This is a genomic window from Alteromonas sp. (assembly GCF_984505615.1).
Genome location: NZ_CFHOXV010000007.1, coordinates 14,495 through 28,349 on the forward strand (window position 1 = coordinate 14,495; position 13,855 = coordinate 28,349).

General features: G+C 49.0%; 16 protein-coding genes. 7 read left to right on the forward strand and 9 right to left on the reverse strand.

The window, feature by feature from the left end; all coding sequences use genetic code 11:
* Positions 1-118: 118 nt before the first annotated feature.
* Positions 119-1,216: a cell division protein ZapE gene (gene zapE, locus AC4PME_RS06510; protein WP_119500203.1), complete on the reverse strand. Its 1,098-nt coding sequence runs from the start codon at positions 1,214-1,216 to the stop codon at positions 119-121.
* A 396-nt stretch (positions 1,217-1,612) separates the two neighbouring features.
* Between zapE and AC4PME_RS06515 the strand changes: the two genes are divergently transcribed.
* The 3 genes from AC4PME_RS06515 (at position 1,613) to AC4PME_RS06525 (ending at position 4,749) form a co-directional block, all read left to right on the forward strand.
* Complete coding sequence (locus tag AC4PME_RS06515; protein ID WP_474881288.1) at positions 1,613-2,053, forward strand: ZapG family protein; 441 nt, start codon at positions 1,613-1,615, stop codon at positions 2,051-2,053.
* Between the two features lie 80 nt (positions 2,054-2,133).
* Positions 2,134-3,504, forward strand: coding sequence for a DegQ family serine endoprotease (locus tag AC4PME_RS06520; RefSeq protein WP_119500201.1), 1,371 nt, complete (start codon positions 2,134-2,136; stop codon positions 3,502-3,504).
* Positions 3,505-3,744: 240 nt separating this feature from the next.
* Positions 3,745-4,749, forward strand: coding sequence for a trypsin-like peptidase domain-containing protein (locus AC4PME_RS06525; protein ID WP_303573931.1), 1,005 nt, complete (start codon positions 3,745-3,747; stop codon positions 4,747-4,749).
* A 61-nt stretch (positions 4,750-4,810) separates the two neighbouring features.
* Here the strand turns inward: AC4PME_RS06525 and AC4PME_RS06530 are convergent, their stop codons facing one another.
* On the reverse strand, positions 4,811-5,035 hold the full coding sequence (locus AC4PME_RS06530) for a hypothetical protein (RefSeq protein WP_150154233.1): 225 nt from the start codon (positions 5,033-5,035) through the stop codon (positions 4,811-4,813).
* Between the two features lie 530 nt (positions 5,036-5,565).
* On the opposite strand from AC4PME_RS06530, the gene AC4PME_RS06535 reads away from it, so the two are divergent.
* From AC4PME_RS06535 to AC4PME_RS06550, 4 genes are all read left to right on the forward strand, one after another.
* Positions 5,566-6,429 (forward strand): MipA/OmpV family protein, encoded by an 864-nt coding sequence (locus tag AC4PME_RS06535; protein ID WP_161599096.1) that lies wholly within the window; start codon positions 5,566-5,568, stop codon positions 6,427-6,429.
* A gap of 92 nt (positions 6,430-6,521) precedes the next feature.
* Positions 6,522-6,809, forward strand: coding sequence for a DUF3019 domain-containing protein (locus AC4PME_RS06540; RefSeq protein ID WP_150154231.1), 288 nt, complete (start codon positions 6,522-6,524; stop codon positions 6,807-6,809).
* Positions 6,809-7,513 carry a response regulator gene (locus tag AC4PME_RS06545; protein WP_119503298.1) on the forward strand — a complete coding sequence of 235 codons (705 nt, stop codon included), beginning with the start codon at positions 6,809-6,811 and terminating at the stop codon, positions 7,511-7,513. The genes AC4PME_RS06540 and AC4PME_RS06545 overlap by 1 nt, the downstream gene beginning before the upstream one ends.
* Before the next feature lies 1 nt (position 7,514).
* Positions 7,515-8,744 (forward strand): ATP-binding protein, encoded by a 1,230-nt coding sequence (locus AC4PME_RS06550; protein WP_491045166.1) that lies wholly within the window; start codon positions 7,515-7,517, stop codon positions 8,742-8,744.
* Between the two features lie 43 nt (positions 8,745-8,787).
* On the opposite strand, the gene murA is transcribed toward AC4PME_RS06550, so the two are convergent.
* The 7 genes from murA to AC4PME_RS06585 all read right to left on the reverse strand — a co-directional run bounded on the left by murA (position 8,788) and on the right by AC4PME_RS06585 (position 13,466).
* The gene (murA, locus tag AC4PME_RS06555) at positions 8,788-10,050 is read right to left on the reverse strand and encodes a UDP-N-acetylglucosamine 1-carboxyvinyltransferase (RefSeq protein ID WP_119500197.1); all 1,263 of its coding nucleotides are present in this window, start codon (positions 10,048-10,050) and stop codon (positions 8,788-8,790) included.
* Between the two features lie 14 nt (positions 10,051-10,064).
* Positions 10,065-10,322 carry a BolA family protein gene (locus AC4PME_RS06560; protein ID WP_119500196.1) on the reverse strand — a complete coding sequence of 86 codons (258 nt, stop codon included), beginning with the start codon at positions 10,320-10,322 and terminating at the stop codon, positions 10,065-10,067.
* A gap of 30 nt (positions 10,323-10,352) precedes the next feature.
* Positions 10,353-10,661: an STAS domain-containing protein gene (locus tag AC4PME_RS06565; RefSeq protein WP_119500195.1), complete on the reverse strand. Its 309-nt coding sequence runs from the start codon at positions 10,659-10,661 to the stop codon at positions 10,353-10,355.
* Entirely contained in the window at positions 10,658-11,317 is a 660-nt protein-coding gene (locus tag AC4PME_RS06570) for an MlaC/ttg2D family ABC transporter substrate-binding protein (RefSeq protein ID WP_119503297.1), read from the reverse strand. Before AC4PME_RS06570 ends, AC4PME_RS06565 begins: the two co-directional genes overlap by 4 nt.
* 83 nt (positions 11,318-11,400) lie before the next feature.
* Positions 11,401-11,883 carry an outer membrane lipid asymmetry maintenance protein MlaD gene (gene mlaD / locus AC4PME_RS06575; protein WP_119500194.1) on the reverse strand — a complete coding sequence of 161 codons (483 nt, stop codon included), beginning with the start codon at positions 11,881-11,883 and terminating at the stop codon, positions 11,401-11,403.
* 9 nt (positions 11,884-11,892) lie between these two features.
* On the reverse strand, positions 11,893-12,669 hold the full coding sequence (gene mlaE, locus AC4PME_RS06580) for a lipid asymmetry maintenance ABC transporter permease subunit MlaE (RefSeq protein ID WP_119500193.1): 777 nt from the start codon (positions 12,667-12,669) through the stop codon (positions 11,893-11,895).
* Positions 12,666-13,466 (reverse strand): ATP-binding cassette domain-containing protein, encoded by an 801-nt coding sequence (locus AC4PME_RS06585; protein WP_490708218.1) that lies wholly within the window; start codon positions 13,464-13,466, stop codon positions 12,666-12,668. The genes mlaE and AC4PME_RS06585 overlap by 4 nt, the downstream gene beginning before the upstream one ends.
* Between the last annotated feature and the right edge of the window lie 389 nt (positions 13,467-13,855).

Genomic DNA, 13,855 nt, shown 5'->3' on the forward strand with positions numbered 1-13,855 from the left:
TAGGTCTCTGTATCGTACTTTTATCTGACAATGCCCGTGAAAAAATTCAGGCACAGTTTAAAAATTGTCGTGCAGTTTACCGGCTTTGCCGCTGAGTTAACAGTGTTCGCCCGCTAACTCAGGGTAAATGTTCCCTGCCCAGATATTCTCTGGATTGCATTTCTTTCAGGCGGCTCAGGCACCGGCGAAACTCAAAATTCAGCCGGCCTTCAGTGTACAGCTGCTCCAGTCCCACTTCGGCGGTCATTATAAGTTTAACGTGGCGTTCGTAGAATTCATCCACCATCGCAATGAAACGGCGGGCGGTGTCATCGTTATTTGCTCCCATTTGCTTCACGTTGGCAACCAGCACCGAATGATAACAGCGGCTCAATTCAATGTAGTCGCTCTGGCTGCGCGGCCCTTCACAAAGTGCGGAAAACTCGATAGACAACACCCCTTCAGCACTGCGGCGGGTAGGTATTTTACGGTTGTTCACCTCTATCATCTCGCCGGTCTGATAATTTTCCGGTGCCAGTTGCTCAAAATACTCATGCAGGTGCTTATCGCCATCGGCATCCAGCGGTGAATGAAAAATTTCTGCCTGCTCCAGAGTACGAAGCCGGTAATCAATACCACTGTCCACATTAATGACTTCAGTGTGTTTATTAATGAGATCAATAGCCGGTAAGAAGCGGGCACGCTGCAAGCCGTTTTTATACAGTTCATCAGGAACAATATTCGATGTCGCTACCAGGGTTATTCCACGGGAAAACAACTCCTGCATCAGGGTGCCAAGAATCATGGCATCGGTGATGTCGGACACAAAGAATTCATCGAAACAGATCACACGGGCTTCACTGGCCAGTCTGTCAGCCACAATTTTCAGCGGATCCGGTTCATTAGGCAGGGTTTTCAGCTCGTCATGAACGCGGTGCATAAAACGGTGAAAATGCACCCGTGATTTTTTACTGAAAGGCAGACATTCAAAAAAGGTATCGACCAGATACGTTTTACCCCGGCCTACACCGCCGTAAAAATAAATACCGGTTACCGGCTTTGATACTGGCTGCTTGCCGAACAGTTTTTTGATGCTTGCACCGAATCCGGAAGATGGCGGCGCTTTGATGAGGTCATCGTATAACCGCTGAAGCGCTCTGACTGCATTTTCCTGCGCAGGATCATGTTTAAACGTGGGCAACTGCAAATCTTGCTGATATTTTTCCCATGGCGTCATCGCCGAAACTACTCCCGATAGAAGGTAGGCAGAAGGTCCGCTGCACCGACCTCCTTGAAAAAACAAAATCTGATCTTAAATTCCGGATAAATACAGGTAGAATCGCAGCGCTGTGTGTTATGCGGGGTGGTATTGGTCGAAGTAAAACCAAATACCGTATAAACCTGAATAAGACACTATCATAACGCAATGCCGGGCTGCAGATAAGGTTTACAGGCAATGATTTGCTTTGAATCGTCGAAAAAAACGACGAAATCAAACTTTATCGCCATATCCGCATTTTGCAACAATTCGCAATGCGCATTCACGCTCATTACTTGCTATAGTCGGCATGAGTGATTGTTTTACTGTGCTTAACTCAAATAGTTATGAACACAGAGATTTTTGGAGAAATGAATGGACGTTTTAATTCCTGTTGCCCTGCTGATTGCGGGCCTGATTATCGGCTTCTTTGTTGCCCGTTATATGTATACCCGTGACGGCGCTTCCGGTTCGGCTAAACAGGCAGAGCAAAATATTAAGGAACTGATGTCTCAGCAAGCGACACATCACATTCACCAGACCCGTCAGGCGGTTGAGTCTATTGAAAAGCAATGCCAGGCATTAAAGCAACAGGTTGCTGATTATGAAACCTTGCTTACTCAGGCCGAAGACGGCGATGCGCCGGGCGTACCTTTCTATGGTGAGCAGGCTACTACCTATTTACGTAACAATATGCAGGGGAGAGAAAAGAGCAAACCTGCACCGGTTTCTGACACTCAGCCTAAAGACTTTGCTAACGCAAGTTCCGGTTTGTTTGTCGGCAACGCCGGTCGTTCTACCGCAGAAAAGGACTGATTCAGGAACTTTTTCTCACTTACCTGAGTCTGTCAGTGATAGTAACCATATCGCATGAAACATGAGGAGTGTAAGCGAATATGAAGAAATCTCTACGCCAGATGTTGGTTGTCTCCAGTGTTGTCGCCAGTACTTTGGGTATGTCTGCCACGGCAGGCGCTGCGTTACCTTTCTTCGGCGATGATAAAAAACAGGAAGTGCCTTCACTGGCACCCATGCTTGAAGAAGCCATGCCGGCTGTGGTGAGCATTTCCGTAGAAGGTACGCAAACTGCCACGCGGCAGGTACCGGAAATGTTCCGCTACTTCTTTGGCGGCCCGCAGGAGCAGGTTCAGGAAAGACCATTTAAAGGGCTAGGTTCCGGCGTCATTATCGATTCGGAAAAAGGCTACGTAGTTACGAATAACCATGTCGTTGAGAACGCCGACGAGATTACCGTAAAACTGAGTGACGGCCGCGAATTTAAAGCCAAAAAGCTGGGTGCTGATGAACAAAGTGATATCGCACTTTTGAAAATTGAAGCGGAAAAACTGACGGCATTGCCCCTGTCTGACTCAGATGAAATGCGTGTTGGCGACTACGTAGTAGCTATCGGTAATCCGTTCGGTCTGTCACAAACCGTTACTTCCGGTATCATTTCAGCCATGGGCCGCTCCGGCCTGAACATTGGCGGTTATGAAGACTACATTCAGACCGATGCAGCCATCAACCGTGGTAATTCCGGTGGTGCGCTGGTGAACCTGCGTGGTGAGCTGGTAGGTATCAACACGGCCATTTTCGGGCCCAATGGTGGCAACGTAGGTATCGGATTTGCTATCCCAAGCAATATGATGAAAAACCTCGTGGATCAGATTGCCGAATTTGGTGAAGTGCGTCGCGGACTGCTGGGAATTACCGGTAATGATGTGGATGCCGGACTGGCAAAAGCGATGGGCGTAAGTGCTAACCGCGGAGCTTTTGTACGTGAAGTAACGCCGGAGTCTGCGGCTGAAAAAGGTGGCCTGAAAGCCGGTGATATTATCACTGAAGTTAATGGTCGTGGTCTTCACAGTTTCCGTGAAATGGCTGCCAAAATTGCCAGTATGGGTGCCGGCGCTGAAGTTGAGCTGACGATTATTCGTGACGGCGAAGAAAAAACCGTGAACGTGGTGCTCGACGATGCTGCAGACAGCAAAGTGACTGCCGCAACCATTCACCCTGCGCTTGAAGGTGCAACACTGGTGAACGGAAAAGACGAAGCCGGCAACGATGGTGTGAAAGTGTCTGAAATCGAGCGCAACACGCCTGCAGCACGTATCGGCCTTCAGCCTGAAGACGTGATCATTGGTGTTAACCGCCAACGAGTGACCACTGTCGCGGAATTCCGTGAGAAACTGGATGATTCCGGTGAAAATGTCATTGCACTGAATGTCAGACGGGGCTCCGCCACCATTTATCTGGTCATTCGCTAAGCAATTAAAATGCAGTGAAGATACAGCGGGCTGGCAGCGAATACTGCCGGCCCGTTTTGTTTTTGCTAAACCGATGACCTGATTGGTATTCAATCATTTAGGTGATATCCTTAACATTAATGAACCCCGCCTCGTTCATAATGTTAAGAGGCAAAATGGAATGAGTCAGGCGTGGCAGGCAAGCAATTCTTTTTATTTATCATCAAATCTATCGTACTGGGCCTTGTAGTAGCAGCACTTATGCTGGTCTTCATGCCGGATTTAAGAAGCGGTACAGGCTTTGGTGACAACTTTTTCTCCGGCAACACTACCCGTCCGGCGAGGCAATCTCATTACACAGCATTAAGCCGCTCCGCGCCTGCTGTTGTTAACATCTACAGTGTCAGTATTGAAAACGACACCGGCATTTTCCGTAACCGTGCACGTGAACGGGCCAGTTTGGGTTCCGGCGTCATCATGACAGAGAACGGTTACCTGTTAACCTGTAACCACGTCGTTGAAAATGCCGACAGTATTTTTGTTGCTGTGCAGGACGGCCGTGTTCTGGAAGCCCAGATTGTTGGTACTGATCAGCTTACTGACCTTGCCGTGCTTAAAGTGAATGCGGACAGCCTGCATGTTATTCCTCAGATGGACGAGCCTGATTTGCACGTTGGTGATATGGTGATGGCCATCGGCAACCCTTTCGATCTCGGTCAAACTATTACTCATGGTATTGTCAGCCGCGCCGGACGCAACGGACTGTCTAACTACGTTGATTTTATTCAGACAGATGCGGTACTGAATCAGGGTAACTCCGGCGGCGCACTGGTCGACAGCAACGGTACTCTGGTAGGCATTACCAACGCCAACTTCCAGGTCAGGGATTCCCGTAACGGCGTGCGTAACGTGGACGGTATCAACTTTGCGGTCCCTTACGAACTGGCGCGACGGGTAATGGATGACATCATCCAGAATGGCAAGGTGATCCGCGGACAACTGGGCTTCCTTGGAAGCGAATATCGTGGGACGCCCGGTATTGAAGTCACGGCAGTGGCCAACGGCAGCCCTGCAGATCAGGCCGGTTTGCGGGCCGGAGATGTGATTCTGGCTATTGACGGTATACAGTTGGAAAGTGCATCGAAAACACTGGATATGATTGCCGAAACAGATCCCGGTACAACACTCGAGCTGAACGTCAGCCGTGGAGGGGAAAATATGATGATTTCAGCAACAGTGGCAGAGCTGGGACAACCGGCTTCATAAAGACCGCCTGATGCTTTCCGGTTGTTGCCGGAGACGTTCGTCTGACACAAAAAACCGGAGTTTAACTCCGGTTTTTCATTGTCTGGCAGGGAAGATTGTCAGGACAATGCCTCTCTGTCTGTGCTGTTTTTTCTAAATCAGGCTCTTTAGCCAGTGCATAAGGCGGCTCACCGATAAATACGATAGTGGCCACCATCAGGCTGAACAACACTGCTGGTATAGCATCCTTTGGATCAGTACTCAGTACCCGCCGGAACTGTTGCCGGACTGAAATTACATTACTCACGCGCGAACCCCAATAAATTCAATCTTATCCATTAATTTTGACACTTCCCTGAACCACATACTTGTATTGTGTCTATACAAACAAATTGAGATGGATTCGTCAGGTCTATCTCTGAAATGCTTAACCGGGTAATCAGTTACCTCTTAATACAAACCAGAAATGCCTATGGACTTGTTATTTTTTTGTCTTTTTCGACCGGGAGACAGATTAAAAAGATAACTGTCAACTCAGACAAAAGTATATGTACCACAGATTGCAAAAAATTGACAGCCGGCAAAAGCAATTCAGTATTATTTAATATTCTTTTCAGTGATTTTCCCGAACTATCCCGTAACGTTTACTGACGATGTAAACCACTTGTTAATTCTGATTGAGAAAATATGCAGCCAGCATACCTGCCCTGACACAATTCGTCAGATCCAAAGCGTACAGATTTGTTTTAAATTGTAACTGCCCCTTTCTTGCAATCCGCCGGCAGGCTAATCTGATGGCTGCATCAGATTACCGGTACGTCACCTGAAGAGTTTTGTTTGTTGAAAATTCGTTTGTTCATTCTTATTTGCACCCTTTTCACAGGCCCGGCCCTCGCAGCGAGCGGATGCAACAGTAAAGGTGAATGCATTGATACTGGTCAGTGGCGGGTAGCCGCGGCCGTTGGTGCTGGCGGCCGGACTAATCCGTTGAGGGGCGGCAGTACACAGTCACTCGTTCTGATTGGCGATATAGCCTGGTACGCTGAGTCCTTTTATTTTGATAATTTTGAATTCGGTTATCAATGGCAAAGCAACCAGCCGGGTTTGTCTGTTGATGCCTATCTGGTTATCGATCGTGAAGCCCGTCCTTTCTTTTCCTATGAAGGTTTCGATGCCACCCCGGCAGAGCTGTTTTCCCGTGAGCAGTTGGCTGTCACTCCGGCCGCCGAAGCCAATACAGAGATCAACGTAGACAGTATTGCAGATCGCAGAAATGGCGGACATGCAGGAGTACGGCTCCATGCCGGCAGCTCACCCGCCAACGAGTGGCAATTTTCTGTAGAGAAAGACATCGCAGGGATCCACCAGGGTGTAAAGGCCCGTATTGCCTGGCGTTTCAGTCACCGCTGGCAGAAATGGCTGTTCAGTGTCAGTCCGCAACTGGTATGGAACAACAGGACATTTAACGACTATTACTATGGTATTGATGGAAAGGACACTCCAGATAAGCGGCTCTGGTACAGTGCCGGCAGCGGATTCAGGCCGGGTGTCAATGTAGCGGTAACCAGGCAGTTTAACAAACACTGGGGCTTACTGGCCTTTACCCGTTATCAGTATCTTCCCGACGCGGTGACGGAAAGCCCGTTGTTGACCGGTCATGATATTCTCACGGTCTTCACCGGCCTGACATACCAGTTTTAGCGGAGCTGGGTGTGTCAGGGAAGATCATAACAATAATACTCGTATTTACTTTTCTGCTCTGCAACACGGCACGGGGAGAAAGCTGGGAGATCATGCCCCAGATATGTGTTGGAGAGCAACAAACAGAGCCCTGTGAAATGCGCATCACTATTCATGTACCACAGCATGCCGTTGATAATGAATTTTGTGTTTATGCAGATGAGAAGCAGCTTTTCTGCGGTACAGGGAGCCTGCCGCCTCAGACTGTCCGGCTAAAGCATGACAGCTGGATTTTTATAAAAAATACCCGTGGCGATGTTATCTATTCCCAAAAATTGCTGGTGAAATGGAAACAAAAAGAAAAGCGAAAACGGGTTCGTGATCCATGGAGTCTGTTCTGATGTCACATATTGTCCTTGTGGAAGATGACGCCCGTTTACGCACGCTGGTCAAAGATTTTCTTCAGCAGCATCATTTTGACGTTACTGCAATGGCTGACGGTAGTCAGCTTATTTCAACAGTAAAGCTGCAAAAGCCGTCACTGGTCATTTTGGATGTGATGTTACCGGGTGATGATGGCTTTACACTCTGCAAGCATCTGAGACGTCATTATGAAGGCCCGCTGCTGTTTATGACTGCCAGGGATGATGATTTCGACCAGGTGCTTGGACTGGAAATCGGCGCAGACGATTATGTCACCAAACCCATAGAACCCAGAGTTCTGCTGGCACGTGTTCATGCACTCCTGCGTCGTATCAAATCTGCCGGACGGCCCAATGAAGCGGGACGTGAACCGGTTCTGACGTATGGGAACCTTACCGTCGACAAAGCGGCCAGACAGGTATTATTACACGGTGAAGAAATCACCCTGACCAGTCACGAATTCGATATGTTATGGTTGCTCGCCAGTCACCCCTCTGAAGTGGTGGACAGGAACACCATTTACGAAGAGATCATCGGCAGAGAATATGATGGCCTCGACCGTTCCGCTGACGTTCGGGTGTCGAGACTCAGGAAAAAGCTTCACGATAATCCCAGCAACCCTTACCGTATAAAAACGATTTGGGGTAAAGGCTTTTTCTTCGTCGCAGATGCGTGGGATTAAAGTGACCCGCCTTTTCCTGAGCCTTTATCTTTTTATCGCGCTTGCTCTGGCGAGGTTAAGTGCCGCGCTGGAACCGTTATTTTTTACATCAGACGAAGGCCTGAGTGACGAGGCAACGGATATAGTCCTTGCACTGGAAACTGTTGCCAGGAAACCGGAGGAAAGAGCCGCCTGGCTTGCCGGCGCAAAACTGGAACCCAGAGTGATCCCTGCCGCCTCACTGGCTTTCAGTCCGGCATCGGAACAGGCGCTGGAAAACGGCGAAGTCGTTCCCCTGTTCTATCAGGACTCAATACAGTTATACGCCCGCGCAGACGACACCACGTTGTATGAACTGACCCTGCCGGTTACCGGCTCTCTTTCACGTGCCCTTTGGTATTCAACGGTTTTCTACGTTCTGCTCGGGGCATTGATTGCACTCTGGCTCTGGCCACTCTGGCGGGATCTCACCACCATTACCCGCGGCCTGAGCAACGTTAACGCCGATGGATCTTTCGGGAAAATATGGCTGCCTAAACGCTCGGTGGTTGCGCCTATCGCTAAAGCGTTAAATCAGCTCAGTGCACAGGTAACCGAATTATTTAACCGGCATAAAGAAATGACCGGTGCAGTCGCGCACGAACTGCGTACCCCGCTGGCGCGGCTTAAGTTTGCGCTGGCAACAGAACGTCCCGCTGATGAGGAAGGATGGAAGGCGATGCGGGAAGACGTGAATGAACTTGAGCGTATGGTGCAGGAAATGCTGGACTATTTGCGCCACGACGGACGTCAGCCTGAACTGAATGTCAGTCAGATCCCGTTAAGGGCAATGGCGGAAAATTTAGCAGAACGTACTGCCGGAAATACCGCCATCTCAGTTTCAGTTACTGCGGACAATGACGGTTTAGTGGTTCTGGGAGACGATTATTACATTGGCAGGGCTATTGAAAATCTGCTGCTAAATGCCATTCGCTACGCCCGCACGGAAGTGCGGCTCCGGGTAAGTGACAACCGTAACCACATTGTTTTGCATGTAGAAGATGACGGGCCCGGGGTAAGCGAAGAAAACATAGAGAAGATTTTTGTCCCATTCTACCGGCCTGATGCAGCAAGAAGCCGTGAGCGTGGCGGTGCCGGTTTGGGTCTGGCCATCGTCAGGCGCATTATGCTGTGGCATGACGGGGAATGTGAGGTACAAAAAAGTCAGCTTGGTGGCGCTGACTTTTTATTACGTTTTCCGAAGATCCGGTAAGAGCAATCGTAAACAGGTAAACTGTAACGATGTTCTTGTCTGGTTATTCTTTTTCGCGGGTAATGTTAGCCCCTAAACCACTGAGCTTTTCTTCAATGCCTTCGTAGCCACGATCAAGGTGATAAATACGGCTCACGTGGGTTTCACCGTCAGCAATCAAACCTGCAATTACCAGACTTGCTGATGCCCGTAAATCAGTGGCCATCACCGGTGCACCTTTTAATCGCGATGTCCCTTTCGTCAGCGCACTGTTACCTTCAAGCGCGATTTCAGCGCCCATGCGTTGTAACTCGGGCACATGCATGAAACGGTTCTCGAAGATGGTTTCAGTAATCACACCGGAACCTTCTGCCACGCAGTTCAGCGTGACAAACTGCGCTTGCATGTCTGTCGGGAAAGCCGGATGAGGGGCGGTTTTCACCTGCACCGCTTTAGGCTTTCTCCCTTGCATATCCAGTTCAATCCAGTCATCACCTGTGGTTATAACGGCACCAGCCTGTCGTAACTTATTAAGTACGGCTTCCAGCGTATCCGGCGCAGCATCCAGGCACTTAACTTTGCCACCGGATACAGCTGCAGCGACAAGGAACGTTCCGGTTTCAATACGGTCTGGCAGTACACGGTAATCACAACCGTTTAAGCGTTCCACACCTTCTATGGTGATATGATCGGTACCAGCACCTTTAACTTTTGCCCCCATCTGATTAAGACAGTTAGCAAGGTCGACGATTTCCGGTTCACGGGCAGCGTTTTCCAGCTCAGTGGTACCGTCTGCCAGTGCAGCTGCCATCATCAGGTTTTCCGTGGCCCCGACACTGACCATATCCATAAAGATACGCGCCCCTTTCAGGCGGCCGTCTACTTCAGCGCGAATATAACCTTCGTCGACTTCAATTTTTGCACCCATCAGTTCTAAACCTGACAAATGCAAATTCACCGGACGTGCGCCGATAGCACAGCCTCCGGGTAAGGAAACATTCGCTTTTCCCTGCTTCGCAAGTAAAGGCCCCAGCACCAGAATAGAGGCACGCATGGTTTTCACCAGGTCATACGATGCAGTAACACTGTTCAATGATGCAGATGAGATAACCACTTCATTCGTTGCCGGCCGGGAGACTTCTGCACCCAGTTCTTTCAGTAAAGCCGTGGTGGTATTGATATCTCTGAGTGCAGGTACGTTCGTAAAACGACACGTGTCAGAAGTAAGAAGCGGGGTAAATAATAACGGCAGCGCAGCGTTTTTAGCACCACTGATACGTACTTCGCCATTCAGTGGCGGGCTCTTTTTGATTACGAGTTTATCCACAGATGTATTTACCGTTATTGAGGTACGTGGAACTGACGCTCACGCTGCCAGTCTGCTTCAGAGAAGGTTTTAATAGAAATGGCATGCATCGAGCCATCGGCAATTTTGTCCTGCAGCGGGCCGTAAACAGCCTGCTGGCGCTGTACGCGGCTCATTTCATTGAAGCTGTCACTGACAGCAATAATAGTGAAATGTGAACCTTCGCCTTTAACGTGTACTTCAGTTAAACCCAGCTTGTCTTTCAGCAAAGTTTCGATATCAGATAATTCCATGGTCTGCTAACTCTTAGATTTGGAAACGTATTATTCTACGGGCAACAGGGTATCGACGTCGCTGATTTTAGCCAGTTTCAGTAGTTTCTCCGGCACCTGTGCCAGCACTACATCTACGTGATTGCCTTTGCCGTCACGCACAGCGTTTATCAACCAGGCGAGACCGGCACTGTCGATTCGCTCTACATCCCCTAAATCGAGTATGCAGCGCCCCTGCTTTGCCAGAGCGGATTTTTCAGCGGAACTTAACATGTCCCACCAATTTTTAGCGAGTGTATCACGGTCGAGGTGACCGTGAATATGCACAATACCATTTTCACCTAGCTGAAAAAGACTCACGCAGCATCCTTATCTTGTGCCTGCTTAACTTGCTCGCCCACAGGCTGTTCAATTTTCTCACGCATTAATTTCAGCACGGCATCAATGCCTTCCTGACGCAAAATAGGTTCGAATTCACTGCGCTTGCTGTCCAGCAGGCTGATGCCTTCAGCGACCATATCATAGGCTTTCCATTCGTTAGTCCGGCTGTCCTTACGAACCTGGAATGCCACTTTAATGTCCGGGCGACCGGGATCCTGAACCACAGCGCGCACAGTTACAGACTTCTTATCTGAAAAGTCTCCTTCAGGCTCGAAAGTCACTTTCTGATTGTCGTAGTAGCCCATTGCTACCGCATAAGTCGTAATAAGGTACTGTCTGAATACCTGAACGTATTCTGATAGTTTATCTTTAGGTACTGACTTGAAGTATTTACCCAACACTTTAAAAGCCGCGAACTGATAATCGATATGAGGCAACAGCTCTTCTTTCATGATGGTGCGCAGTTCTTCAGGATCTTTCTCAATCTGCGCCTGACTGGCTTTGATGCGATCAAAGGTTTTCTGACCGGCTTCTTTAACCAGTGCGTACGGGTTTTGTTCGTTAACTTCCTGGGCCTGCACCCCGCCAGTTACACTTGCAACCAGTAAGCCGGCAATCAATAAAAGCTTTTTCAACACTTAATCTCCTAAAATTGTGTCCTTGTTGTGGTGCGGTAGCCTTAAAGAATCAGACCCCCGCATCACGGAATTTGTTTCAATTATTCGTTACTGTCGCTGCTGCCGCCGCGGTTGAACAGGAACTGACCAATCAGATCCTCAAGCACCAGCGCAGACTTGGTGTCTTGTAAATAGTCACCGTCTTTCAGCTCTTCAACCCCGTCGAAGGAAAAACCGGGCTGAAATCCGACGTATTGCTCACCCAGCAGGCCGGATGTCAGAATGGATACCGAACTGGTATCAGGAAATCCTTCGTAACTGGTCGAAATGCTCAGCGTCACAACCGGCGTGTAGTCTTCTTTATCCAGATGAATATCTGTTACACGACCAATTGTCACACCGCCCACTTTTACCGCAGAGCGCACTTTCAGGCCGCCAATATTGTCGAATTTGGCGTAGAGGTTATACGTGTCGCCTGCGTTGGTCATGGTCTGGTTTGCCACTTTCAAAGCCAGCAATAAGGTGGCTGCAATAGTCAGCACCACAAATACACCAACCATCACTTCCGTTTTGTACTTATTCATTTCTATCCTCTACTCAATTCCGAACATCAGGGCAGTGAGTACGAAGTCCAACCCCAATACAGCTAATGATGAAAAAACAACGGTTTCCGTCGTGGCTTTACTGATGCCTTCTGAGGTCGGAACCGAATCATATCCTTTAAATATGGCAATCCAGGTCACAACCAGGGCAAACACGAGGCTTTTTATGACGCCGTTGACCACATCTTTTTGCCATTCAACCGTTGATTGCATCAACGACCAGTAACTACCGCCATCAACACCCAGCCAGTCGACACCAACCAGGTGACCACCCAGAATACCAACCGCACTGAATATCATTGCCAGTGACGGCATAGCAATCATGCCGGCCCAGAAACGGGGAGCAACCACTCTGCGAAGAGGATCCACCGCCATCATTTCCAGACTGGATAATTGCTCTGTGGCTTTCATTAACCCGATTTCAGCAGTTAATGCAGAACCTGCACGACCGGCGAATAACAATGCGGTGACCACCGGCCCCAGTTCCCGTAACAATGACAGTGCGACCATTGGCCCCAGGCTGCCTTCGGCACCATAGCCCACCAGAATGGTATAACCCTGCAGCGCCATTACCATGCCAATGAACAGGCCTGATACCAGAATAATCAGCAGTGATTGCACACCAACAACATAAAGCTGGCGAATAGTCAGTGAGATATTCTTAACCTTGGGGGCAGCAAATAAGGCACCGGAAAGCATGATGCCTGCACGGCCAATTGCAGCTACTTTGGCGATGGTTGCAGCGCCGGTTTGTTGAAGAAACTTCATGACTTACCCCCAAACAAACTGTCGGATAAGTCTTTTGCCGGATAATGAAATGGCACCGGACCATCGGCTTCACCATTCAGAAACTGCTGCACCAGTGCAGAATCGCTGTTTTTAATCTCTTCGGCAGTGCCCTGACCGATAATGCGTTTATCCGCCAGAATGTAGATGTAATCAGCAATGGTAAGTACTTCCGTGACATCGTGTGTCACCACGATACTGGTGACATCAAGGGCATCATTCAGCTCGCGAATCAATTTCACCAGCACCCCCATGGAGATGGGATCCTGGCCAGCGAAAGGCTCGTCATACATGATGAGGTCCGGATCCAGAGAAATAGAACGGGCCAATGCAGCACGTCTGGCCATACCACCGGACAGTTCACTGGGCATCATATCTGCCGCACCACGTAACCCTACAGCCTGTAGCTTAAGTGCGACAATGGTGTTGATAATATCATCGCTGAGTTTTGTATGTTCTTTGAGCGGAAACGCTACGTTGTCGCGTACCGTCATGTCAGTAAAAAGCGCTCCGCTCTGAAACAACATGCTCATGCGACGACGGGTTTTGTATAACTCGCTGCGACTCATAGAAACAATACTGTCGCCATCGAAGCGGATATCGCCTTCATCCGGCGGGAGCTGCCCGCCAATCAATTTCAGCAACGTTGTTTTGCCGATTCCGCTCGGGCCCATTACCGCTGTAATCTTGCCTTTGGGAACAACAATCGACACTCCGTCATAGATAACGCGGGATCCGCGCCGGAATGTCATGTTGTCTATTTCCACTAAATTTCCCATATTCTTGAAGACGCGCCTTCCCTTTATGTTCTTTGCCGGCGGTAGCAGAAAATGCTACTACCCGATTTTACATATACCATTGTATCTTCATTTGAGGACAGCCGCCAAAACGAAAAAGTTACAAGGTGTGTTCGCATTTTTCGAAAACTTTACGCTTGCTTTTATTGCCACTGTCTGCGCAAATTTCTCCGGTTCCGGCAAGCTTGCCAGCGAGAATCATGCCATCAGAGCCAGCCTCAAGACTGACCACTCTCTTTTGTACGTAAAAAAATCCGTCACAGCGCGATTACACTTTTGTCATCATGCTGACAGTTTTTGACAATCCGGATGATTTATCACATTGATGTTGTTGATACAGAGCAGAAATATGCTTGCAGATAGCGGAAAAG